This is a genomic window from Brevibacillus sp. SKDU10, from assembly GCF_001645205.1.
Lineage (GTDB): Bacteria > Bacillota > Bacilli > Brevibacillales > Brevibacillaceae > Brevibacillus_B > Brevibacillus_B halotolerans.
The window spans coordinates 14,309-38,850 of sequence record NZ_LSSO01000172.1 but is presented as its reverse complement, the minus strand read 5'-3'; the positions used below and the strand labels follow the sequence as shown (position 1 = coordinate 38,850).

Sequence of the window (24,542 nt, the reverse complement as noted above, 5' to 3'; positions counted from 1 at the left end):
GAAGCAGATCCATGACTACAAAGCGACATAACCTATTTCTAGTTATTTGTATAGGCATGATGATCTTTGCATTATCCCAAACCGTTGAAGCAAGCCGGTCCATTGCGATAGCACATCAGCTACAGCATATTGAGGACCCCGATGCTGTTGAACAGGAGGAAGATTTTGTTGGGCTTACCACTACTTTTTTCTCTTTACCAGAAGGAGAAAGTACGCTCATTCGCTTCCCTTCTGGTAAAACGATGCTAATTGATACAGGGAGCGAAAAAGATACGGAAAAATTGGTTTCCTTGCTACTTGAGCGCCATGTTACAAAAGTAGATTACCTGTTATTGACAAACGATTTACCTACTCATATCGGTGGCTATGATAAGCTTGCGGAGAAAATTCAATTTGATAAGATTTACATGCCGAAATTGACAGCCTTCGCAATTCACAGTAATATCCATATATCTAGGGAAAAGCAAGTTGTGTATGTAAAGGAAAAGGATCAATTACTGGATGGGAAAGATGTGGTGATCACATTTTTACATCCTAGCGAGAACCTGTTTTTATCACCGCAGGATAATTCGCTTGTGTTTTGTCTGACCCAAGGAGAGCTCCAATTTTTGTTCACCAGTGCCATCAATGAAAAAGCAGAGGAGCGTTTGCTTGCGAAATACCCTTCTTTACTGCCGGCTGAAATCTTAAAGGTTGGGGCACAAGGTAGCAATCAGGCTTCTATTCAATCCTTCTTAACTAAGGTTGATCCCCAGATTGCTGTTGTGCAGACCGGTATTGTGCGTGAGCAATGGAAAGACTCCATGCGTGAGGTGGTGGAGCGTTTGGAGGAATCATGGGCAGATACGTATGTGACTAGCCGGGATGGGTCAATTACCATTCTCTCTAACGGACAAGATTACAAGGTTTTAAAGGCAGTCAAGACCTCTACACGTGATAGACAACGAAGTTAGGAGTGCAATTTATGGGGAAAGTACCAAAAATTTCTGAAGCGGTCGTTCGCCGTCTGCCGATCTATTTGCGATATTTAACAAATCTACAGGAACTACAGGTAAAAACGGTGTCTTCCCAACAGATGGGCAAAACAATGGATATTAATCCAGCCCAAATTCGAAAGGACCTGTCTGCATTTGGTGACTTTGGTAAAAAAGGCATTGGCTATGACGTAGATTACTTGATTGAAAAGATTCGTCATATCTTGAAATTGGACCAAGTGATCCATGTAGCGTTGGTGGGGGCCGGTAATCTAGGTCAAGCGATTTCCAATTACAATGTGTATTTAAAAGATAACATGAAAATTGTTTCCATTTTTGATGCCGACCCGCAAAAAATAGGTAAGGATTTAGGTGGATTGGTCATTGAATCGATTGATAAAATGGAAGATATCATCAAGGAAAAGCAAATTCGGATGGCGATAATTACAACGCCAGCCTCCGCCGCACAGGAAGTGGCAAATAAACTGATCGAAGCTGGAATAGAAGCGATCCTCAATTTTGCCCCAACAACCATTCGCACCGAAAAAGAAGTAAAAATTGATCATAACGATTTGACTTCCAGCTTGCAAAGCTTAGCGTATTATTTAAACTAAGTAATAACTAACAGATAAAGGGAGAGTGTCTACGTTGATGAAAATCATTACCAACGCAACCGTAATCACTGTTAACGAACAAAATGAGGTTATTCATAATGGAGCGGTTGGCTTTGATGGGGGAAAAATTACATATGTAGGTAAAACGCCTGAGGATTTATCAGCATATGACGAAATCATTGATGGAACTAATAAATATCTTATGCCAGGATTAATTAATACACATGGTCACGTAGGCATGTCTCTACTGCGCGGCTTTGCGGATGACCTACCTTTAAAACAATGGCTGGAAGAAAAAATGTGGCCAATGGAAGGTCAATTTACAGCGGAGCATGTGAAATGGGGTACAGCTATTTCCATTATCGAGATGATTCGTACCGGTACAACTACCTTTGTAGATATGTATGATCATATGGATACAGTAGCACAGGAAGTGGAAGCATCCGGGATGCGCGGTGTACTATGCCGTGGGGTAATTGGTTTCTGCTCCGAAGAAGAACGCCAGCAGAAATTGCAAGAAGCGGCATCTTTCGCATCACGTTGGAACGGTGCAGCCAACGGTCGTATCCATACAATGATGTCGCCGCATGCACCTTATACGTGCTCTCCTGAGTACATCCAGCAAATCCTTGAGAAGGCAATCGAGTTAAACATACCATTACATATCCATATGTCTGAATCAAAAGCAGAAGTGGAACAAAACGTTCAGGATTACGGTGTACGCCCTGTTGCTCACTTAGAAAATCTAGGTGTATTTAATCACCCTACACTAGTTGCCCATGCTGTGCATTTAACGGATGAAGAAATTGATACATTAGCTAAATATGATGTTAAAGTAGCTCATAATCCAATTAGTAACTTAAAATTGGCAAGTGGTGTAGCAAGAGTACCTGAGATGCTTGCGAAAGGTGTTTGTGTAAGTTTGGCAACTGACAGCTCAGCAAGTAACAACAACTTGAATCTATTTGAAGAGCTAAAATTAGCAGCTATCCTGCATAAGGGTGTTTCCTATGACCCAGAAGTGGTTCCGGCAGAAGAAGCGCTTCGCATGGCTACACGTTATGCGGCAGATGCTGTGTTCCAAAAAGACAGCTTAGGGTCCTTAGAAGTAGGGAAAAAAGCAGATATGATTATGCTAAATGCTGCCCAAGCACATTTCCAACCGGCAAATGATCCGATTTCCCATGTCGTTTATGCAGCAAATGGCTATGATGTAACAGATACAATTGTTGATGGGCATTTCTTAATGAAAGATAAAGAGTTAATCACAATGGATGAACAAAAAGCAATCGCTGAAGTGAACCGTGTGTTTGCATTATTAAAGCAATAAGCTCATAAAAGTCGCCTATCCATATGACAAAGGCTCCTGCCAAGTGGTTGATACGGCAGGAGACAGTGTAGTGTAGGTGTGTAGGCAGAGAAAAAATTTAATCCGTCCGTTGCATCTCTGTTTGCCATAAATCTGTAAGTGAGGAGTGACGAACAGAGAGCGTAGCGGTAGGTGGCAAGGTACGCAGCGGTGAGGACAGACCTACCCAGGATTCGTACAAATCGTGTTGTTCCCAACCCTGTTTAGGTAGGACAAGGCTCCTGTCGGTTTGATTCACACGCTCACCTCCTTGTGGTGTACTGATAGTATGGCTACTTCTCATGACTCTATAATTAGTAAGTTTTCCACGTGGTTCTAAAACCTTCTTGTATCTCATAATTGTTAGGAGATACGTAAGGGAGGGGTTACCCATGTACGTGAAGCAACGGTATCTTTGGCTGTTGGTGCCAATAGTAGCTTGCTTATTTGGTTTGGGTGTATTGCTGGGGCAAGCAACAGACAAGCTATCTGTAGCACAAGACAGGACGAATGAGCTGAATGATAAAAGTAGCTGGAATGCGGATCAAAATCAAAATAACACCAATCTAAAACAATTGATTGACCAGCTTTTTGCAGAGAAAGCAACTCCATTTGGAGTCAAGATACAGAATCAACCTTTTACAGGGAGCTATCGAGGCAATCACTTTCAACTAACTGGGGCATTACAGGGAAAAAAAGTGAAAATTGAACGTAACAATCGAGGTGCTTCGCTCGTCATAGATAATGAACAACGGGATTTGAACGTACTGCCCTATGCCTTGTTTACACCATCTGAGCATGCCTCACTCTTGAAAGATCAAATTTCACAGCTACAGCCTGTCGCACTCGTTTCAAGAGATGAAGCAGGTTTGCGAGGGTATAGCGTTAGCCTACAGCCAGAAAAAGTCAAAGACCTTTTACGAGAATGGTTGGGACCATCTTTTCCTGTAGAAAATGAACTTGTACAATTGCAGCAATCAACTACAATTGACTATCACTTGTGGTATGATGATGAAAGAAAACAATTGAAGCGTATGGTCGTCTTGCTTCAGTTGAAGAACCAGAAGGGCGATAGATCAGATCAACTAATTTTTAATTTTTAGGGAAGTAGGAGAATCATTGTGTGGAAACGCATCTTGATCATTTCAGCATGTGCGCTTGTTGTGCTAGGCGTATCCCTGTATCAGCTACTTTCCAGCTTATTGTCTGAGCGTTACACCTTAGAAGCAGAGGCCAGAGCATTAGTAGCAGAAAAAACAAACATTGCTGAGATCGATACGATAGAAGAATATCGAGGACGGGAAGCCTATATAGTAGTTACAGGAAAAAACAAGGTAGGAACCCCAGTGGTGGCTTGGTTTAGCAAAGAACACGTCACATTTGACTTACTGGAAAAAGCTTTTCCACGCACGAAAGTTAAACAAGTAGCGGAAGCCTCATATCCAGGAGCTCAGATCGAACGCATTGTACCTGGCATAGAGGGTGATAAGAAGCTATGGGAAGTCACTTTAGTGGACAAGCAAAATCGTTACAACTACGTATATTATGATTTTTTGACTGGTCAAAAAATACGGGCATATACGTTAAATATTCCAAAATCATAAGATGACCCGTTCCTTCTGGAAAGGGTTTTCTTACTTTATCACCTTATTTCTATTCAATGGAATTGGTCGTAGTTCCAGCAAATACATAGCAAAAAGGTAGCATAAAAATGCTATACTTGGTTTCGTAACTGATAAGATAGCCGCTCTGAACGGAACAAATAAAAATTTTTATGAGTAAAGAAAGGGGAGTTATTGGTGAAATTACGTAAAGTACCTATGTTACTGTCACTGCTTGCCGCACTTACGCTCCTCTTTGGTGGCTGGTTTTTATACCAAAAGATGCAGATAGAAAGTCCATTACGAGAAAAGGCACAACAACTAACATCGGCTACCTTGGTCGATTTTAAGATGAATAAAGAACGTGTTGATATGAAGCTACAGGTCACAAATTCAGATAAATTTGTAGAAGAATACCCGGAGCTGTTAAAAACACTTCAAGCCTATGCACGCGGGAAGGCATTTGATATAATGCTTACCAATCAAGCTGATTCACTCAAGCCGGTCTGGAATGAGGGACTATTTGGACTAACAGAAGCCATCGAAGGCAAGGCTTATAGTAAAATTCCTACCATTTTAGCTCAAATGAAAGATCGTTATAAGCTTGATGAAGCATATGGACGCATTGACGATGCAAATGTTTATATTTTTTTGAAACGAGGAACTGATGAATACTACCAAATTATTCCTCGTAAACAGTCAACAAGCGAGGTGGCAAACCTTGGGTAAAGAAATATTGTTTGGTGTAGTACCAGCGGTTATCGTTTTCTTGCTGTTTTTGGGTATTAATATTGGACCATTTTTGCTGTTTGGGGCAATTTTAGCAGGTACATACTTGTTGTTTTCCAAACAAGGTGGCATGCAGATTGGTTCTGGTAAAAGCAAAAGTGGTAGTCAGGTTGTGAAGAAATCCAATATTACATTTGCCGATATCGGAGGACAGCAACGTGCAAAAAAAGAAATCAAGGAAGCCCTAGATTTCCTATTGCATAAGGATGCGATCGCTCAATACGGAATTCGTCCCTTAAAGGGTGTACTGTTAACGGGACCTCCTGGAACAGGTAAAACGTTGATGGCAAAGGCTGCCGCCAATTATACGAACTCTGCATTCGTTGCAGCATCTGGCTCACAATTTGTAGAGATGTACGTAGGGGTGGGAGCTCAGCGTATTCGTGAATTGTTTAAGGAAGTTCGTGCTTTAGCAGAGAAAAACAATCAAGATAGCGGGATTATTTTTATTGACGAAATTGACGTTATTGGTGGAAAACGCGATGGTCAGCAGCAAAGAGAATATGACCAAACCTTAAACCAACTGTTAACCGAAATGGATGGTATGACTACAAGTGAAAAACCGCGCATACTCATTATGGCGGCAACGAACCGAAAAGATATGCTTGATGCTGCATTATTGCGTCCAGGTCGTTTTGATCGCCACATCCAGGTCGATTTGCCAGATAAACCAGCCCGCGAACAAATATTAACCATACACACAGAAAATAAACCACTTGCACTTGACGTAAAATTGGAAAAAGTGGCGCAAGAAACATTTGGGTTCTCCGGTGCCCAATTAGAAAGTGTGTGCAATGAGGCTGCTATTTATGCAATGCGTGATAAATCCGATAAAGTGATGCAAAGTCATTTTTCACTTGCTATCGATAAAGTAATGATGGGGGAAATGACCGATCGTGAAGCACCTCAGACTGAGAAGGAGCGGGTAGCGATTCATGAATTGGGACATGCTATTGTAAGCGAACGAGTACGCCCTGGCTCCGTGTCACAGGTAACATTAACCCCTCGCGGACAAGCATTAGGTTATGTACGTCAAAACCCAATGGACGATCATTATCTTTATACCCGTGAGTATATGGAAGGGCAGATTATGGTTTGCCTTGCGGGTGCAGTGTCAGAAGAAATTTATTATGGCGGACGTAGCACGGGGTCTAAAAATGATTTTGAACAAGCCCTGCAAATGGCGCAAGAAATTGTTCAAAGCGGTATGTCTAAATTAGGGATTATTAATATGCAATATGCGGATAAAAACGCAGTCCATCAAGAAGTACATTCTATCATTGAAGGATTGCTTGAAAAAACACGGTCTTTGCTCAACGAACATGATTCAGTTTATCGCTATAGTCTACAGGTGTTATTGGAGGCTGAAGTGTTAAGTGGTGATCAATTCCGCGAAAAGCTGGCCGAAATAGATATGGTAGTAGCGTAATGACCGATGGATTCATCTATCGGTTTTTCTTTTTGTCAATTAAAAAAGAATGGTCATGTTTTTCTTTCCTACATACAATATCGTATTCATGACAATAAGGAAAGGAAAAGAATATGGCTAAACAAAACTTACAAAAGCAGAATATTAAAAACAGGCAAAGGAAATTGAAAAAGAAAAACAAAGCTCTTCAAGAGCTAGATGCACTGGAAACAGCCTTGGTTAATAATTGGATTGATGATAGTTCCGATTTTTACATCCAAGAGGAGGAGACCTCTATACCTTACACGGCAAATGACGTGAAGACATTGCTGCAGGAATCTTCTCAAATGGAAATCCGTAAGCCTAACCGTCCACAATCCAAAAAGCGAAAGCAACGAAAAAGTCGTCGAAAGCCAAAACGTTATTCTTCTAAGCGAAGCCCAACATATTCGGAACTTAAATTAGTGTCATCAAAAATTCCACAAAGTCAGCAGCACTTCATTACAAAATGGAATGATGAAGAAAAAAGTAATGACGAGGAGTCACCTTATTCTGGCGTACCATCCTATTATGAGGACAGCGATTGCAAGGTTGTTGATGTAAAACCAAATATAGACGATCAAATTTTTTCCCAGCTTCCGCATCAAGTTGCGCAATTTATGTGTACAATGCCAGAGATTTTCGGGTTGACAGAGCATCATCTGCAACCATTGTCCGAATTGGCTCGACATTTGCATGAATTTTTTAACGCTGAGAAAAAAATAGAAGGTGAGCAAGCAGTATCAAATCAATCAGATGCTTCTGTTGTAGATCCTTCTATTGTGGAAAATCAAATCGTTAGCGATCCTCCAAGTGTTCCATCTGAGGTGGCATTGGATCATCCACCGAATCAGTTGGAAATCATAGATCTACAACAAGTCGGAAAAGAAAACTTTACGTTACAACAAGGTCGCGTGAGAACAAGCTTGACAATCAATTTAACAGAACCCTTCCAAGAGAAGGAATATGTATTTATGGCAACGACAGATATACCTTTTTGTTTTGTCGTTGCAGAGAAGAAGGAGTCCGATAAAGTGACTATTGAAATCTTACGTCAAATTGCTAATCGCGAGGTATCTGGACAGGTGGAATGGATAGCAATTGGTACAAAAAGGGTAGAGGATCAGGCAGTTGAAATAGTGGAGTAGCAATTTGACGAGCTTGAGATAATCACTAACTAGAAACACCATGGAGGCCATGGTGTTTCGGTCTTCTCTTTTTACTGAAGAAAAACCTCATAATATTCTGACCTATCTGGGTGTTACATATTTCAGAAAAGATTAACGCTTTGAAAATAAGACCACAACGTTTTTCTGGTTCTTTCCGGTAGGCACAAAATATGTTTGCTTTAATGTATTGTTACTCTGAATGGTAAAGGTATAGTTCATTTGAGAGACATGCTTTTTCAACGCAGGGGCTTGTTCCTTTTGCTCTAGATAAGCTTGTTCATTAAGGTCAGCATTATCATGTTTTGTTTCTATTTGTTTTTCCGATAGCATTTTTTCTATTTCTTCCTTGTGAATGTTACTTACCATACTTTCAAGCATTTGTTCAAAAAGGGCGGGATCATGAATGGTGAGGAGAGGATGAGTTGCTTCATTTGCGATAGTTTCGGGGTTTTGTAATTTCTTCTGAGAAATGCCCCTGTACATATGACAAGCTAAGCTGTTCATATCATGAGATTGTTTCCATTCGTTGTACAGCTCAGAGACTATTTTTTCCACGAAAGCAAGAACGAGAGTGGCTTGTTTGGTAGCAAGACCGATAAGTAATTTTCGGGGATAAAGATAGGTTCGATCTCGCCAAGCACTTTTATCCGCATCTTTTACCTTAAGCTGTCCAGATGGTAGCAGATAGAGATTTTTCTTATCCGGATCACCTTGTTCAGAACTAATTTTTTTTAAGATGGAAAGTATCTGTATTAGCTTCAGCAATAATTCTGTAGTTAAGATCTTCGTTAGTAGATATTCACGTAAATCCATTCCAGTAATTTGTTTCATTACAATGTCATTGTTGTCGCGCTCAGAGCTGTCTGGGAGTAAGTCTGAATGTTGTCTAAGTGGTGGCAAGGCGTAATATTTACCTTCACAATCCTTTAGCTCGCCAGACATCTTGGCGCAAATGCTATACATTAATTCGAAGACAGCCCCTTGTTTCCCTGTGTCGATTGGTTGTACCGGGGTCGGATTTACTACTTCCACATCTTGATTTTCTTTTGGGATTACCCAAATGAGAGCTAGGCAATTAAGAAAATTGGTATACTCCAAAAGGTCCCCTCCTTGATGCTACATTACAGTATATTTGATACCTTTATTAGATGCACCAACTCCCATAGTCGTTCATAAAATAGTCGCTTGTACGTTTGATAATAGCCCTTAAGATTCTATAACGAAGAACTATACATCTATATCTATGTGTGATAGGCTAACAATAAAGTATTTGGCATTTTTTATAACACGACGTTACCAGGAGGTTCAGGTTTTCCATGAAACTTGCAAATCGAGTCACAGTTCTTTCTCCATCTTCTACTTTGGCTATTACGGCGAAAGCAAACGAAATGAAGCGACAAGGGATTGACGTTGTTAGCTTTGGAGCGGGGGAGCCTGATTTTAATACCCCGGAACATATCATTGAAGCAGCAGAAAAAGCGATGCGCGAAGGAAAAACCAAGTATACTGCAACAGCCGGTATTCCTGAATTGTTACAAGCCATCAGCAATAAGTATCAGCAGGAATATAATTTGACTTACACCACCAAGCAAGTCATCGTGACGAATGGGGGAAAACATGCCTTATTCAACTTGTTCATGGCGTTGTTAAACCCTGGTGATGAAGTGATTGTCCCGATTCCTTATTGGGTGAGCTATCCAGAGATGGTCAAGGTAGCAGAGGGGGTTCCTGTTTTTGTTGAAGGAAAGGAATCCAACAATTTCAAGGTAACAGCCGAGCAAGTAAAACAGGCTATCACCCCCCGGACACGTGCACTCATTATAAATTCTCCAAGTAATCCTACTGGCAGCATTTATACGCGTAAGGAATTGGAAGAAATTGTTGATGTTTGCTTGTCACATAATGTATTAATGGTTTCTGATGAAATTTATGAAAAGCTGATCTATGATGGTCATGAAGCCGTCACGGTAGCCTCATTTGGCAAAGAAGCCTATGAAAACACAGTGATTATTAACGGAATGTCTAAACCATACTCCATGACAGGCTGGCGGATGGGCTACGCTTTAGGGAATGAGAAATTGATTCGTGCCATGGTTGATTTGTCGAGCCATAGCACTTCTAACCCAACTTCTTTTGCTCAATATGGAGCATTGGCGGCATTGACAGGACCTCAAACTTCCTTGGAAATGATGCGTGGCGAGTTTGTGAAGCGTCGTGATCGTGTAGTCGATTTATTAAATGAAATCGAGGGTGTGACATGCCTAAAACCAGAGGGAGCCTTCTATGTTTTCCCGAATGTTGCTAAAGCCATGGAAAAACAGGGCTTTACTGATATAGATGACTGGAGTAAAGCGTTATTAGAACAACAAAAGGTAGCTTTAATCCCGGGTAGTGGCTTTGGATCTCCTGAAAATATTCGCATTTCTTATGCAACATCTATGGAACAATTGGAAAAGGGCATTGCTCGTATTAAGCAATTTGTAGAAGGAAAGTCTCTCTAAGGAGGGGCTTTTTTCCATGCCGAAAAAGAAGCAAGAACAATCGTTGAAATTAGTAGAGCGAGGATAGTATAATTGTAAGGGTTATCTGGTACAGATAAATGGAGGTCTTATTATGTCATTAATTACAATTGGTCAGGTCGGGCAACATGTCGGGCAAGAAGTCAAGATAGGTTGCTGGCTATACAACAAGAGAAGCAGTGGAAAGATTCAATTTCTCCAACTGCGTGACGGCTCCGGATTTATCCAAGGGGTTGTAGTAAAAGCAGAAGTAAGCGAAGAAGCTTGGAACAATGCGAAAGAACTAACCCAGGAAAGTTCTTTGTACATAACAGGAATGGTACGCGCAGATGATCGTGCTCCAAGCGGTTATGAGCTAACTGTAACAGGAGTAGAAATTATTCAAATTGCCCAAGATTACCCGATTTCTCTTAAAGAGCATGGGGTAGATTTCTTGATGGATAACCGTCATCTATGGTTGCGTTCTCCACGTCAACGTGCCGCGATGGCTGTTCGCTCCGAAATTATTCGTTCCGTGTACGAGTTCTTCCAAATCAATGGATTTTATAAAGTAGATCCGCCGATTTTGACACCTACATCTGCTGAAGGAACAACTAACTTGTTCCATACGAAATATTTTGATGAAGATGCGTATCTCTCCCAAAGTGGTCAGTTGTACATGGAAGCTGCTGCAATGGCTTTAGGACGTGTATTTTCTTTTGGTCCTACATTCCGTGCTGAGAAATCCAAAACACGACGTCACTTAATTGAGTTCTGGATGATTGAACCGGAAATGGCATTCGTTGACCATGAGGAAAGCTTGCGCATTCAAGAAAATTTTGTATCGCATGTGGTTCAGTCCGTATTAAAGAACTGCCAACGTGAGTTAAAAACACTAGATCGCGATACTACGAAGCTGGAAAAGGTTAAAGCACCATTCCCGCGCATTACGTACGATGATGCGATTAAGCTTCTTCAAGAAAAAGGTAGCGAGATTAAATGGGGCGATGATTTTGGTGCGCCAGATGAGACCGCAATTGCTGAGCATTTTGATATGCCTGTTTTCATTACGCATTATCCTGCGGAAATTAAGGCATTTTATATGAAGCCACATCCAGAACGTCCAGAAGTGGTTCTTTGTGCAGACTTGATTGCTCCAGAGGGCTATGGAGAGATTATTGGTGGTAGCCAGCGTATTGATGATCCAGAATTACTAGAGGCACGTTTTAATGAGCATAACCTCTCTGAAGAAACCTACAAATGGTATATGGACCTACGTAAATATGGAACAGCACCTCATTCTGGATTCGGCTTGGGCTTAGAGAGAACAGTGGCTTGGATCTGTGGATTGGATCATGTACGTGAGACAATTCCATTCCCACGTCTGTTGTATAGACTATATCCATAATAGATTGTTTATCAATCAATAAACTTTTCATTTGTTAAATAGTATGAAAACCTCTTGTTCAAAATAAGAACAAGAGGTTTTTCCTGTTTTCTATTGTTTAAAACTACTTTGTTTTGTGAAGAAAAGGCTAGAAATGTAGAAATTACGAAAAAACAGTTGAATGTGAGAATGAAAATCATTTATAATACTCTTTGGATGATGGTTAATGAAAATCAATCTCATTTGTAATAATTTGTAATATAAACAATTACATAATTGATCCATAACACGAAAATAGAACGATTAAATACTAAAAATCGCATCAGTTGCTAATGTCATACGGGGGGAACTATGAAAAAGAGATATTTATTTTTAGCATTAATCATCCTATCCATGTGCTCCTTATTTATTGGAGTCAAAAACATTACTCCACTTGACATTCTAAATTTTAATGATGAGCAAGTTGAAATTTTCTTAATCAGCCGTGTTCCACGATTAGTTAGCATTATTGTGGCTGGGATTAGCCTTAGTATCTGTGGTTTAATCATGCAGCAGATCACCCGTAATAAATTCGTATCTCCTACTACTGCTGGAACGATGGACTGCGCTCGATTAGGAGTGCTGGTATCACTCATGCTATTTACTACAGAGAGTCCGATTGTAAAGATGATTGTCGCATTTATTTTTGCTTTAGGCGGCACCTTTATTTTTATGAAAATCCTTAAAAAAATAAAGTTCAAAGACAATATCTTTATTCCATTGGTAGGTATCATGTTTGGTAATATTATCAGTTCTATAAGCACTTTCTTTGCTTATAAATATGACCTGATACAAAATATATCCTCATGGTTACAAGGAGACTTCTCCATGATCATGAAGGGAAGATATGAGCTTTTGTATATTAGTATCCCGCTTGTCATTATTGCCTTTCTTTATGCGAATAAATTCACGGTCGCAGGAATGGGAGAAGAATTCGCGGTTAATCTAGGACTCAACTATCAGCGTGTGATCAATATCGGATTAATCATCGTTGCTATGATTTCCTCTCTGGTATTGCTCACAGTCGGAATGATTCCATTCCTTGGTTTAATTATTCCTAACATCGTTTCCATTTATCGTGGGGATAATCTACGGAACAGTCTACCGCATACAGCCTTACTCGGAGCCGTATTTGTCCTAGCATGTGATATATTAGGGCGTATCGTCATTTTTCCTTATGAGCTCTCGATTGGACTTATGGTCGGAGTTATTGGCAGTGGAATCTTCCTGTACTTACTCATGAGGAGAAATGCATATGCAACAATGTAGAAGAATGTTGGGCATCCTTGCGATGATCGCAATCGTCTTGATCGGATTATTTATTTTCTACAAGATGAATGCGAATAATTGGGATTATGTTCTTCCCAAACGCAGTAAAAATGTACTTGCTATCTTATTGACTGGGGGAGCGATTGCGTTCTCATCTGTTGTATTTCAAACGATAACGAATAACCGAATCTTAACTCCTAGCGTCATCGGATTAGATTCGTTATATATGTTTATTCAAACATTGGTCATTTTCTTATTTGGTTCTATGCACATCACAATCATGAATAATAACGTTAACTTTATTCTTTCAGTAGGGCTCATGATTGTATTCTCAAGCATTTTATTTAAAACGCTGTTTAGAGGCGAGGGCAGGAATATATTTTTCTTGCTTTTAGTGGGGATTATCTTTGGAACCTTTTTCTCCAGTCTATCCTCGTTTATGCAAATGTTAATTGATCCAAACGAATTTCAGGTCATTCAGGATAAAATGTTTGCCAGCTTTAACAGTGTAAACACAGATATCCTGATGCTATCTGTGATTGGAATAGCCTTAGCTTGTGGTTATGTTTTTAAACAGTTAAAATTCCTCGATGTCTTGTCTTTGGGGAGAGATCAAGCGATTAATTTAGGAATTAACTACGAGCGAGTTGTGAAAAGATTACTGATCGTAATTGCGGTGCTAGTTTCTATTTCAACCGCATTAGTTGGTCCGATTACCTTTTTGGGATTATTGGTAGCCAATCTGGCACGGGAATTCTTAAAGGTGTATCAGCACAAGTATTTGCTTATTGGTTCTATGCTGATTAGTACCATTGCTTTAGTTGGCGGACAGTTCATCGTGGAGCGGGTTTTTCAATTCTCGACACCGCTCAGTGTCATCATCAATTTTATTGGTGGTATGTACTTCTTATATCTGCTGTTAAAGGAGAATAAAGCATGGTAGAAGTTAAAAACGTCACAAAATTCTATGGGAATAAGCCTGTTGTTGAAAATATATCGGTGAAGATAAAAAAGGGAAGCATCACCTCCTTTATCGGTCCCAACGGTGCTGGAAAAAGTACATTGCTGTCCATGATCAGCCGCTTGCTCAAGAAAGATGAAGGCGAGGTTTATATTGAAGGACAGGAAATAAGTAAATGGAACAGCAACGATTTGGCCAAGAAAATTTCGATTCTAAAACAGTCCAACCATATTAATATTCGTTTAACCGTGAAAGAATTGATAAGTTTCGGTCGTTTTCCATATTCACAGGGTAATTTATCGCCGGAAGATTGGAAATATGTCGAAGAAGCGATTGCTTATATGGAACTGGAAGAGATGCAGGATAAATATTTAGATCAATTAAGTGGTGGACAAAGACAACGAGCTTACATTGCAATGGTTATCGCGCAAAATACGGATTATATCCTGTTGGATGAGCCACTTAATAACTTGGATATGAAGCACTCGGTGCAAATCATGAAAACCCTGCGTCGTTTGGTAGCTGAATTAGGCAAGACGATCATCATTGTTATTCATGATATTAACTTTGCATCCTGTTATTCCGATTATATTGTTGCATTAAAAGACGGCAAAATCGTCAAAGAGGGCTCGACCCAAGAAATCATTAACCCTAAGGTCTTACAGGACTTGTATGAGATGGATTTCAATATCCAAAACATCGAGGGGAATGACATTTGTGTCTATTTCGCTTAACAAAAAATATCGCTGAAAACCATTTACAAATCGTAATGAGAACGCAAACGGATGTAGTTGGATTCATGAAACAAAGAACCGAAAAGAATGGCAAAACTGGCCTGCCGATGTGGGAAACCTTCTTTCCTCCCTTTCTTAACGTACAAAAGAGCCTGCTGGTTGATTCCAAATTGGGTAATACCTAAATGACAAGCATCCTGTCGTCACTCAAGCAAGGGGGATCACGGACCGCGCAGTAATGTAGGTACGTGAATTGACATAGGACACTTGGAGGAAGAGAAAGAAGGTACAAAGCAGGCACAGATAAGTTTTACCTTTGTTTCATTAGCTGAAGGAAGAGCAGATCTTCCTAGCAAATGATCTGTTCTACATCTTGTTTCAAAAAATTTATAGAGGTGAGAATGTTGAAGAAATTAGCAATGGTATTTGCTACATTTATGCTGGCATTGGTTACTGCGGCTTGCGGGTCAAATAATGCTACAGATAAAACATCTGGTGCTCAACCAGAAGCAGCAAAACAAGCAGCTCCTGCAGAAATTACTGTAAAACACGAATTGGGTGAGACAGTAGTTAAGAAAAATCCACAAAAAGTCGTTGTGTTTGACTTTGGTTCCCTTGACACTATGGATGCATTAGGCGTAGAACCAATTGGTTTGCCACAAAAAAGCCTACCTAGCTATCTAGATAAATACAAAGATGAAAAATATATCAATGTTGGCGGTTTGAAAGAGCCTGACTTTGAAAAAATTCATGAAGCAAAACCTGATTTAATCATCATTGCTGGTCGTCAAGCCGATAAGTATGAAGAATTTAAAAAGATCGCTCCAACAATCTACATGGATGTTGATGATAAGAAATACATGGAATCCTTCACTACTAAAGTAAAAACATTGGCTCAAATTTTTGATAAAGAAGCAAAAGCTGATGAAATGCTAGCTACAATTGAAAAAGAAATCAAAGATCTAAATGAAAAAACAAAAGCTGACGAGAAAAAAGCTTTAGTTATTCTTGCTAACGATGGTAAAGTAAGTGCTTATGGTTCTACTTCTCGCTTTGGTATTGTTCATGACGTGTTTGGCTTCAAACAAGCAGATGATAAAATCGACGCATCTACACATGGACAAAGTGTTTCTTTCGAGTACATCTTGGAGAAGAACCCTGATTACATTTTCGTAGTTGACCGTACTGCGGCTATTAAAAAAGGTGAATCCTCTGCGAAACAAGTAGTAGAAAATGAAATTGTGAAGAAAACGAATGCAGTTAAAAACAATAAAGTCATTTACCTAGATCCAGGATACTGGTACCTATCCGGTGGCGGTTTAGAATCTGTATCTGAAATGGTAAAAGAAACAGCTGCTGTTTATAAATAAAAAATAAAATAGCACTGAAGGAACGATACAGCTAGTAGAAATCCCCCTTTCTACTAGCTGTTTTCTTTTTCAGCTTTTTGTATGGCAAAGAAAGATCCTCCAATGGTTTATGTGTTTTTTTACTAGGTGAATTTGCCTGTCCTTGTTATAATAGGGAAGAGGTGAAAGCACGACATGGATCGACAAATAAGACAATTGATACAAGAGGGTTCTACGTCCGTTTCTAATTTATTATTAAAAAATTATAAACGTATGTCGTTAGCGGACGAAGAAATGATGTTAATTATCCACCTCTTGTCGTTTCAACAAGAAGGGAATCAATTTCCCACCTTATCGCAGCTTGAGGATCGGCTCTCCATGTCTGGATTGCGTTTAATACAATTGTTGCAGAAAATGATGAAGGATCAATGGATCAGCATTGATGAGAATGTTGATGAACAAACAGGCTTTCGTTCGGAAAGCTACAATCTTTCTGTTGTCTATGACCGTTTGTTTGAGTGCTTGAAACAAAGTTATCAAGTACAACGTGAAGCATTTAGTGATTCCAGACAGGAAGTGGCAGTTACTTCTCATATGGATATACCGGGCGGACCTACTGATACGATGCTATTTACATTAGATGAGGAACAGCAGCCAGATAGTTTGTACACACAATTTGAACAAACTTTTGGTCGACCGCTTTCTCCCATTGAGGTAGAGACATTACAAATTTGGGTGGAAGAGGATAGATATGCAGAAGAACTAATCATAGCAGCCTTGCGAGAGGCACAGTCTGTTGGCAAGCTATTTATCCGCTATATTGACCGTATCTTATTGGAGTGGCAACGCAATCAGGTCTGCTCTGTTGAGGAAGCGAGAGAGTACAGTCAGCGATTTCGTCGCCAAGTAGCTGTAAAAGAGGGACGGTAGGTAACCAACCAGAGATCATATAGGCTGCAGGAAAAAAATAGATAAAGAAAAAACCCCTTTACGCAATCGATAAAAGGCTTTATGTTTTCATGCTCTTTACCGATGCGCAAAGGGGTTTTTGTATTCCTTGCTTTATAATAGCCAGCCATTAAGATTGCCGATTGACATTGCATGATTTGAATGAGAACAACCTAGTAGGTATGCACCCATCAGCCGGTTATGTACATAGAATATAACAAGTAAAGGAGGGAGAACTAATGGATAATCGAAAGCAGCTAGAACTGAATACTGAGGGAGGGCCTTCTGTTTTCTCGGCCATGTTTGATTTGCAAGCCTCAGGGGGCCAAAATGACTGCCGGGTGATCCCTGATGCCGTGTTATTGGAGGGACTATATCCAAAAAGAGCGAAAGAAAAACAAGAATTACTTAATCAGTGGAAGGAAATGCAGCAGCGTTTAGATCAGTTGGAGAAGGAGCGAACTGCATGGCAAGAACAAATCAAAGAATATCAGCAGGTAATGGCTACGATGGAATCCAAAATGGCAGCGATGATAAATCGATGGGAGATGTTACAGCACAATAGCGAAAAATGGAAACAACAAGTGGAGAAAGTAGTTCTTCAATGGAACAAGGAACGAGAACAAATTTATCAGATCGTGCTTGCCATTAAAAAGGAATGGGAATCGAACAGAGCATGAGGATTGCAATCATAAGTCCTGGCCCTTTTTCTGTTCCACCTGTTCGAGGTAGTTCAGTTGAGTTGGATATTGATGAGGTAAGTAAAAGATTAGCAGTGTCTCATGATATCGAAATTTACACAAGAACCTGTGAAGATTACCCACGATCAGAACGAGATGGCAGAATCAAGTACATTCGGTTATCGTATCATGGACAAAAGTCTTATATAAAGCAAGTAGCAAGTCGAATAAAAAAAAACAAGCCTGATTTAATTTTAATAGAGAATCGTCCAAGTTTTGTTTCTATAGTGCGCAAGGCTTGTAAAGATATACCTATTGTTCTAAATATGCATTCTCATGTATTTGCTTCACGTAGGGTGATTTCGCCTCTCCGTATGAAAAAAGTGAAAAAGCAGGTAGATTGTTTTATTACCAACAGTAACTATCTACGACGATATCTTATCAAGAAACATGGTATCTCAAAACAGAAGATACACGCCGTTCACCTTGGAGTAGATGTTGCCACTTATTCACTGTCTAAGGAGGGGCAGAAGATCATTTCCGAAAAACGAGAGGCCCTGGGTTATAAACAGCATCACCGCGTGATGATGTATGCAGGGCGATTAATGCACGAAAAAGGGATACATCTCTTAATTCATGCCTTCAAACAGATCGCTAAGCGAGACCAGCATGCACGTCTTCTCATCGTTGGCGGAAAAGGATATGGAAACAATGAGGAAAACAAATACGTGCGCTATTTGAAAAAATTGGCTAAACCCCTGAAAGAAAAGGTACGCTTTGTTAATTTTATCCCTTCGAAACAGATGCCAGAGTGGTATCATATCTGTGATATTGTAGCTACTCCATCCGTTTGGAATGAGCCGTTTTGCCGGGTTAATATAGAGGGAATGGCGGCAGGAAAGCCTATTTTAACTTCAACAAAAGGAGGAATAGGAGAGGTGGTTGAACACAATGAGACCGGCTATCTCATTCCTCCTAATGAATGGGTGAAAACTATACCAGACCTTTGGGGAAAAATGTGGAATTCTGCCTCTTTCTTTACAACCTTTGCCTCACGTTCGATATTACGAGCAAGTGAATTTACATGGGAAAAAACAGCTAATGAATATCTGGAAGTTTTCTCTAAGGCAATTCAGACACGTGAACAGAAAAAACAGCGCCCACGCCAGAAAACGTAGGCGCTTTTTACATAGGCATCCGCCACTATTTGGGTAATTATGGCCAATCACCCAAACCGTTGTTATCCCTGTGCATACAGTATAGATATCTCTATGGAACAGGGGTGAATGTCAATTGAAAGGGTTAATTTTATGCGCTGGCCGCGGCACACGACTATATCCACTTTCCTATTCACAGCCCAAGACACTCCTACCTGTAGCTAATCTACCGGTAATCCAGCATTGTTTGCAAAAGTTACTCGATGTCGGTATTAGGGAAATAGGTATCGTGATTAGTCCAAACCAATTGCAAATACCCGCGTATGTTGGGAATGGACAAAAATATGGCGCAGTGATTAGGTATATTGAACAGCAGGAGCCATTGGGTATTGCCCATGCTGTTTCATTAGCTGAATCCTTTATAGCTGAAGATAAGTTTGCTTTGTTTTTAGGGGATAACTTAATGATGGAGTCCTTGCATAGTTTACACGACAGCTTCATTAAGACAGATGCTTACGCTGCCGTTTTACTAAGTGAGGTAGAGAAACCACAGGATTTTGGCATAGCTGAAGTGCAAGGAGAACAAATCCAATCCATTGTTGAAAAGCCACAGTTTCCCAAAAGCAATTTAGCTGTAATCGGAGCCTATTTTTTTACCCCTGCTATCTTTCAAGTAATTGCTGGATTACAACCATCTAAGCGGGGCGAATATGAAATTACTGATGCCATTGCCGCACTTTTACAGCAAGGTAAAAAGGTAGTGCATTCTACAACCAAACTACCTTATTCCGATGTAGGGACGATGGAGAGATGGTTGGAGGCTAATCGCTGGATGCTAGACAAATTAGTTGGAACTGAGGTGCAAGTAGGAGAGGGAAGTCTGATTGATAATTGTGAGATTATAGGCCCAGTGATGATAGGTGAAAACTGCCTATTGTCTAACTGCACAATTGGTCCTTATGTATGTATCCAAAATGGAGCGGAGGTAAGAAATTGTCAAAGAATTGAAAACAGTATTTTATTAGAAGACACCAAATTAGTAAATTTAGATTGTTATATTCATGACAGTATTTTTGGGCGCTCATCTTATTTAGTTGGGGGAGTGCCAAATGTTTCACGACAGGACATGGGGATATTTATTATGAGTGATCATTCGACGATAACACTACCTGCGACAAGGAGAATTGGGGTTTCATGACTGACATAGAAGATAATGCAGTTATCCCCATGTTTACTGTCGTAATACCTACCTATAATCGATCGGATATGCTAAAAAAGGCGGTAAAAAGTGTCTTGAAGCAGACCTGTGATGATTGGGAAATACTCATCATTGATGATGCTTCTACGGATAGTACGGAGGAAATTGTCGCTAACCTTTTTACTCATTCGAAGATTAGATACTATCGTATGGAAAAGAATTCAGGAATATCGAAGGTCATGAATAAGGCATTGGGACTGACTCGCACTCCTTATCTTATTCAATTGGATTCCGATGATTGGTTAGCCAAACGTACTTTGGAACGGTTTAAACAAGTAATTTTGAAAAATCAACACAATACAAAAAAGAAAAAATGTGCTCTGTACTATGGAAATATGAATGTGTGGCGTGTTCATAAAGGTAAATATCGTAAGCGAAAAGGCATTAGACATTACCAAATTAGAGGGAAGTATGATTTTTTACAATATGATGGATGGATGGTAGCACCGCGTTGTTATCGTGTGAATGCCTTGCAAGAGGTAGGGGGATGGGATACCTCAGACAAATATGGTGGCAGAATTATGGAAGATCGTCGAATGATTTTGCGCTTAATTGAAAAGTTTCCCGTTCAGCATATAGATAAAACGCTATATAACAGAACAAAGCATCAAAACCAATTGACAGAGCCAAGGTCGATTCAAAAACGTAATTATTTACGGAGGCAGACGTATGAATATTATTTAAAGAGATGGGGGAATAAATATCGTGCTATTTTTGGCAAGAGAGGATGTTTTCTAGTCATTAAAGAGCTAGTGAAGCGCAAAAAGAAAAGAGGTCATCGCAAATGAGGAAAAAAGCTGTGGTGACCGGCTGTGCAGGATTTATCGGCTCTCATTTGACCGAGCGATTGCTGGCAGACGATTATGAAGTAATTGGTGTAGACAATATGCTTCTGAACTACCCATTGTCTTATAAGGAACGCAACATCAAGGATAGTCTACAGGATTCTCGATTTCATTTCATCAATCAACCCATTCAGGATGTTGACTGGTCTTATCTGTTAAAGGGTGTTCAGTATATTTTCCATCTGGCTGCCTTACCTGGAGTGCGAGCAAGCTGGGGGGATGCTTTTCAGGAGTATGTAAAACACAATGTGACTGCAACCCAAATCCTATTAGAAGCTAGCCTTACTCATCAATCATTGCGAAGAATAGTGCTTGCCTCCTCCTCTTCTGTTTATGGAACAATGCAAGAAGGATTAACACAAGAAACAGCTCCGCTTGAACCACTTTCCCCTTATGGTGTAACCAAAGTCTCAATGGAGTATTTGATGAAAGCTTATGTGAAAGCCTATCAATTACCAGTGGTTGCACTCCGCTATTTTACCGTATATGGCCCCAGACAGCGTCCTGACATGGCCTTTCATCGATTTTTTCGAGCTATGATGCACAAAGAGCCCATACAAATTTACGGGGATGGTAGTCAAAGCCGTAACTTTAGCTACGTACACGATGTGGTGGAAGCCAATCTGTTGGCGAGTGAGTTCGGTCAGGTGGGGAAGGTTTATAACATCGGTGGAGAACGAGAAATTAGCTTGTTAGAGGCCGTTTCGCTTATGGCAAAGATCATGCAAGTGGAGCCGGATATTACCTTCACAATAGCAGAAAAAGGTGATTCGAGGCGTACCTGTGCTGATATATCCCTAGCAGCTCAACAGATTGGCTATCGTCCACATACCTCATTGGAACAAGGGCTCTACCAGCAATTTCAGGATATTAAGAAGCTGTACCAGGGAGGATGAAAGCATGCATCGTGTTCTTTTATATCGGCGAATTTATCTTCCAAGAAGTGAAACCTTTATTTACGAACAACTAATTGGTCATACACAGGTGGAACCATTAGTTGTAACTAGGAGTAAACCGATTAATGTGGATCAATTTCCTCATAAGTCAATCTACGTAAAAAAAAAGTTAACAAATCTCCATCATTGGGTGAAGAGAAAACAGATCAAGATACTCCACGCTAGATTTGGAACAGGGGGGCTTGAATTACTACCGGTTGCCAAACGTTCCAAATTACCGTTACTGGTGTCGTTTCACGGAACGGATGTATCCCGCCGGCCCAATGTTGATTCTAAATATAAACGACAATTAAAGCAATTGTTTCGGAGAGGAAGCGCATTCACAGTCGTAAGTAAGCACATGAAAAAAAAGATAATAAAACTAGGATGCCCGAAACACAAAATAACGTTGCTGCGATCAGGAATTGACCTTGAAAAATTTGCCTATCAGCCTATGCAATCTGTATGGAATCATTCCTATAAATTTTTAAGTATTGGGCGACTGGTAGAAAAAAAAGGAATGGATACGCTCATTAGCGCCTTTCGACATGTACACAAGGTTTTTCCAAATGCTACATTAACAATAGTAGGGGAAGGGGATCAGCAAAAGAAAATAAAAAAATTGATTAAGCGCTATAAGTTACAAAATAGTGTGGCCCTTAAAGGCGGTGTCAGCCACCTGCAAGTAGCTGAGGAATTGGCTCGTTGTCATATGTTTGTACTTGCTTGCAAAACAGCGAAAGATGGCAATCAAGAGGGAATTCCTAATGTGCTAATGGAAGCCATGGCTACAGGAAGGCCAGTTATTTCTACCAGCCATGCTGGGATTCCAGAACTGATAGAGCACGGTGTAAGCGGGTTACTTGCTCCCGAGAGATCACCTCGCAAATTTGCCAAAATGATGATTCGTATGATCCAGGAAGAGCAGCGGTGGACAGAATACACCTTGAATGCACGTGTGAAAGTGGAGAAACAACATGACATTAGCAAGCAACGTAAGGTTTTGGAAAACGTATATATACGATTAATAAAAGAAAACAGTAGGCACTTAGCAACCAGGTAACATGAATATCACCAAATCATGGCGGAGGTGTCAGCATGAAAGTAGCCGTCATTGGAACTGGATATGTAGGAGTTACAACAGGGGTCGCACTAGCAATGGCAGGACATGAAGTGACGGGAGTGGATGTAGACGAAGAAAAGATACGCTTGTTGCAAAGCGGCAAATCACCCATATATGAACCAGGTTTAGATGAAGCTCTGGTTGATGTAATAAGTAGAGGAAAGCTGGAATTTACTACTGATCATACAGTAGCACTACTTTCAGCTCAGATCATATTTATCTGTGTAGGCACCCCTTCCGATCAGGAGGGAAGGGCTGATTTACGCGTTTTTAAGAATGTAATAGATCAGGTTCACTACATGCTTCGTCACGATGATTATGAACGCGTATTAGTCATCAAAAGTACAGTACCTGTAGGGAGTAATGATCAAGTAGCAGAGCTTTTTTCCGATTGTCCACAGATACACGTTGTCTCTAACCCAGAATTTCTGCGGGAGGGAAGTGCACTACAGGATTCATTAAAGCCAGCTCGCATCGTACTAGGAGCTTCGTCTACTCAAGCTTTTGAACAATTAGAAGAATTATACAAAAATATTGAAGCACCACGGATTAAAACGAGTCGATTAAATGCAGAAATGATAAAATATGCCTCTAATGCTTTTTTATCTATGCGAATTTCTTTTATGAATGAACTAGCACGACTAAGTGATAAGCTAGGAACCGATATTTCGATTATCGCTACTGGAATGGGGCTTGATTCCAGAATTGGTCCAGAATTTTTACGAGCAGGCTTGGGGTATGGGGGGTCTTGTTTCCCTAAGGATACTTCTGCTCTACTCTCAATAGCGGAAGAGAGAAATGAGCCATTGACTATTTTGTATCAAGTAGCTAAGGTGAATGAGCAACAGCCTACTTGGTTTTTGCAAAAGGTGGAACAACGCTTAGGAGACCTGGCTAACAAGCGAATTGCATTATTAGGTTTATCTTTTAAGCCAAATACCGATGATATCCGAGAAGCTCCTGCACAGAAATTGCTAACGATTTTACAAGAAAAAGAAGCGCTCATCACTGCCTATGATCCTGTTGCTATGCCTAACATGCAACGCGTGTTTTCAGGTGAGCAGGTAACTTATACTCAAACAGCTTATGAGGCTGTGAACGGAGCAGATGCTGTCATTCTTTGCACGGAGTGGGGAGAGTTTCTTGAATTAGATTATGAACATGTGTACCACATTATGAGGCAACCTCTGATCTTTGATGGTCGCAATGCATTACCCCACTCTGAATTGAGAAAAATTGGATTTGAATATGTAGGGATTGGAAATCAAGTGGGGAGCCTGGTGTAGAAGCCAGGTTTTTTCTATTGGATTTTCTTCAAGGATTCGTTTTGTTCATATCCTGTAGTGATAGAAACTCGCAAAGAATTGAATCAGAGCTTCGCTTGGTGTACGATGGAGAATAGTACCAGTTTTTCTGA

The 24,542-nt window shown here is 40.2% G+C and carries 24 protein-coding genes; 22 read left to right on the top strand and 2 right to left on the bottom strand.

What is annotated here, in order from left to right; all coding sequences use genetic code 11:
- The first annotated feature begins 11 nt into the window (after positions 1–11).
- Genes AYJ08_RS15210 through AYJ08_RS15200 form a run of 3 tightly spaced genes read left to right on the top strand, consistent with a single transcriptional unit; the run spans position 12 to position 2,918 of the window.
- A complete protein-coding gene (locus AYJ08_RS15210) occupies positions 12–953 on the top strand; it encodes a ComEC/Rec2 family competence protein (RefSeq protein ID WP_064018438.1) in 942 nt (313 codons plus the stop codon).
- Between the two features lie 11 nt (positions 954–964).
- A complete protein-coding gene (locus AYJ08_RS15205; protein ID WP_064018437.1) occupies positions 965–1,588 on the top strand; it encodes a redox-sensing transcriptional repressor Rex in 624 nt (207 codons plus the stop codon).
- 37 nt (positions 1,589–1,625) lie between these two features.
- Positions 1,626–2,918: an amidohydrolase gene (locus tag AYJ08_RS15200; RefSeq protein WP_064018436.1), complete on the top strand. Its 1,293-nt coding sequence runs from the start codon at positions 1,626–1,628 to the stop codon at positions 2,916–2,918.
- A gap of 97 nt (positions 2,919–3,015) precedes the next feature.
- Here AYJ08_RS15200 and AYJ08_RS15195 read toward each other — a convergent pair whose 3' ends face one another.
- Positions 3,016–3,195, bottom strand: coding sequence for a hypothetical protein (locus AYJ08_RS15195; RefSeq protein WP_003341647.1), 180 nt, complete (start codon positions 3,193–3,195; stop codon positions 3,016–3,018).
- A gap of 133 nt (positions 3,196–3,328) precedes the next feature.
- Here AYJ08_RS15195 and AYJ08_RS15190 point away from each other — a divergent pair, with 133 nt between their 5' ends.
- From AYJ08_RS15190 to AYJ08_RS15170, 5 genes are all read left to right on the top strand, one after another.
- A complete protein-coding gene (locus AYJ08_RS15190; protein ID WP_064018435.1) occupies positions 3,329–4,039 on the top strand; it encodes a hypothetical protein in 711 nt (236 codons plus the stop codon).
- 18 nt (positions 4,040–4,057) lie between these two features.
- The gene (locus AYJ08_RS15185) at positions 4,058–4,540 is read left to right on the top strand and encodes a cell wall elongation regulator TseB-like domain-containing protein (RefSeq protein ID WP_064018434.1); all 483 of its coding nucleotides are present in this window, start codon (positions 4,058–4,060) and stop codon (positions 4,538–4,540) included.
- Positions 4,541–4,735: 195 nt separating this feature from the next.
- Positions 4,736–5,266 (top strand): hypothetical protein, encoded by a 531-nt coding sequence (locus AYJ08_RS15180; protein WP_064018433.1) that lies wholly within the window; start codon positions 4,736–4,738, stop codon positions 5,264–5,266.
- Complete coding sequence (locus AYJ08_RS15175; protein WP_064018432.1) at positions 5,259–6,755, top strand: AAA family ATPase; 1,497 nt, start codon at positions 5,259–5,261, stop codon at positions 6,753–6,755. Before AYJ08_RS15180 ends, AYJ08_RS15175 begins: the two co-directional genes overlap by 8 nt.
- Before the next feature lie 113 nt (positions 6,756–6,868).
- Positions 6,869–7,921 carry a WIAG-tail domain gene (locus tag AYJ08_RS15170; protein ID WP_064018431.1) on the top strand — a complete coding sequence of 351 codons (1,053 nt, stop codon included), beginning with the start codon at positions 6,869–6,871 and terminating at the stop codon, positions 7,919–7,921.
- A gap of 132 nt (positions 7,922–8,053) precedes the next feature.
- Here AYJ08_RS15170 and AYJ08_RS15165 read toward each other — a convergent pair whose 3' ends face one another.
- Positions 8,054–9,040 carry a hypothetical protein gene (locus tag AYJ08_RS15165; protein WP_064018430.1) on the bottom strand — a complete coding sequence of 329 codons (987 nt, stop codon included), beginning with the start codon at positions 9,038–9,040 and terminating at the stop codon, positions 8,054–8,056.
- A 218-nt stretch (positions 9,041–9,258) separates the two neighbouring features.
- Here AYJ08_RS15165 and AYJ08_RS15160 point away from each other — a divergent pair, with 218 nt between their 5' ends.
- The 14 genes from AYJ08_RS15160 (at position 9,259) to AYJ08_RS15090 (ending at position 24,411) form a co-directional block, all read left to right on the top strand.
- Positions 9,259–10,443 (top strand): pyridoxal phosphate-dependent aminotransferase, encoded by a 1,185-nt coding sequence (locus AYJ08_RS15160; RefSeq protein WP_031414593.1) that lies wholly within the window; start codon positions 9,259–9,261, stop codon positions 10,441–10,443.
- A gap of 112 nt (positions 10,444–10,555) precedes the next feature.
- A complete protein-coding gene (gene asnS, locus AYJ08_RS15155) occupies positions 10,556–11,848 on the top strand; it encodes an asparagine--tRNA ligase (RefSeq protein ID WP_031414595.1) in 1,293 nt (430 codons plus the stop codon).
- Between the two features lie 330 nt (positions 11,849–12,178).
- The gene (locus AYJ08_RS15150) at positions 12,179–13,135 is read left to right on the top strand and encodes an ABC transporter permease (protein WP_018670053.1); all 957 of its coding nucleotides are present in this window, start codon (positions 12,179–12,181) and stop codon (positions 13,133–13,135) included.
- Positions 13,122–14,078, top strand: a complete 957-nt coding sequence (locus tag AYJ08_RS15145; RefSeq protein WP_031414596.1) for an iron chelate uptake ABC transporter family permease subunit — start codon at positions 13,122–13,124, stop codon at positions 14,076–14,078. Before AYJ08_RS15150 ends, AYJ08_RS15145 begins: the two co-directional genes overlap by 14 nt.
- A complete protein-coding gene (locus AYJ08_RS15140; protein WP_018670051.1) occupies positions 14,072–14,830 on the top strand; it encodes an iron ABC transporter ATP-binding protein in 759 nt (252 codons plus the stop codon). Before AYJ08_RS15145 ends, AYJ08_RS15140 begins: the two co-directional genes overlap by 7 nt.
- 404 nt (positions 14,831–15,234) lie before the next feature.
- Positions 15,235–16,200 (top strand): siderophore ABC transporter substrate-binding protein, encoded by a 966-nt coding sequence (locus tag AYJ08_RS15130; protein ID WP_064018510.1) that lies wholly within the window; start codon positions 15,235–15,237, stop codon positions 16,198–16,200.
- Between the two features lie 174 nt (positions 16,201–16,374).
- Complete coding sequence (locus AYJ08_RS15125; RefSeq protein WP_064018428.1) at positions 16,375–17,109, top strand: DnaD domain-containing protein; 735 nt, start codon at positions 16,375–16,377, stop codon at positions 17,107–17,109.
- Between the two features lie 257 nt (positions 17,110–17,366).
- The gene (locus AYJ08_RS15120) at positions 17,367–17,807 is read left to right on the top strand and encodes a hypothetical protein (RefSeq protein WP_031414606.1); all 441 of its coding nucleotides are present in this window, start codon (positions 17,367–17,369) and stop codon (positions 17,805–17,807) included.
- A complete protein-coding gene (locus AYJ08_RS15115) occupies positions 17,804–18,985 on the top strand; it encodes a glycosyltransferase family 4 protein (RefSeq protein ID WP_064018427.1) in 1,182 nt (393 codons plus the stop codon). Before AYJ08_RS15120 ends, AYJ08_RS15115 begins: the two co-directional genes overlap by 4 nt.
- A gap of 115 nt (positions 18,986–19,100) precedes the next feature.
- Positions 19,101–20,162, top strand: coding sequence for a glucose-1-phosphate thymidylyltransferase (locus tag AYJ08_RS15110; RefSeq protein ID WP_064018426.1), 1,062 nt, complete (start codon positions 19,101–19,103; stop codon positions 20,160–20,162).
- Positions 20,159–21,010, top strand: a complete 852-nt coding sequence (locus AYJ08_RS15105) for a glycosyltransferase family 2 protein (protein WP_064018425.1) — start codon at positions 20,159–20,161, stop codon at positions 21,008–21,010. The genes AYJ08_RS15110 and AYJ08_RS15105 overlap by 4 nt, the downstream gene beginning before the upstream one ends.
- Positions 21,007–21,963 carry an NAD-dependent epimerase/dehydratase family protein gene (locus tag AYJ08_RS15100; protein WP_064018424.1) on the top strand — a complete coding sequence of 319 codons (957 nt, stop codon included), beginning with the start codon at positions 21,007–21,009 and terminating at the stop codon, positions 21,961–21,963. The genes AYJ08_RS15105 and AYJ08_RS15100 overlap by 4 nt, the downstream gene beginning before the upstream one ends.
- A 4-nt stretch (positions 21,964–21,967) precedes the next feature.
- The gene (locus tag AYJ08_RS15095; protein ID WP_064018423.1) at positions 21,968–23,065 is read left to right on the top strand and encodes a glycosyltransferase; all 1,098 of its coding nucleotides are present in this window, start codon (positions 21,968–21,970) and stop codon (positions 23,063–23,065) included.
- Positions 23,066–23,100: 35 nt separating this feature from the next.
- Complete coding sequence (locus AYJ08_RS15090) at positions 23,101–24,411, top strand: UDP-glucose dehydrogenase family protein (RefSeq protein ID WP_064018422.1); 1,311 nt, start codon at positions 23,101–23,103, stop codon at positions 24,409–24,411.
- Positions 24,412–24,542 lie beyond the last annotated feature (131 nt).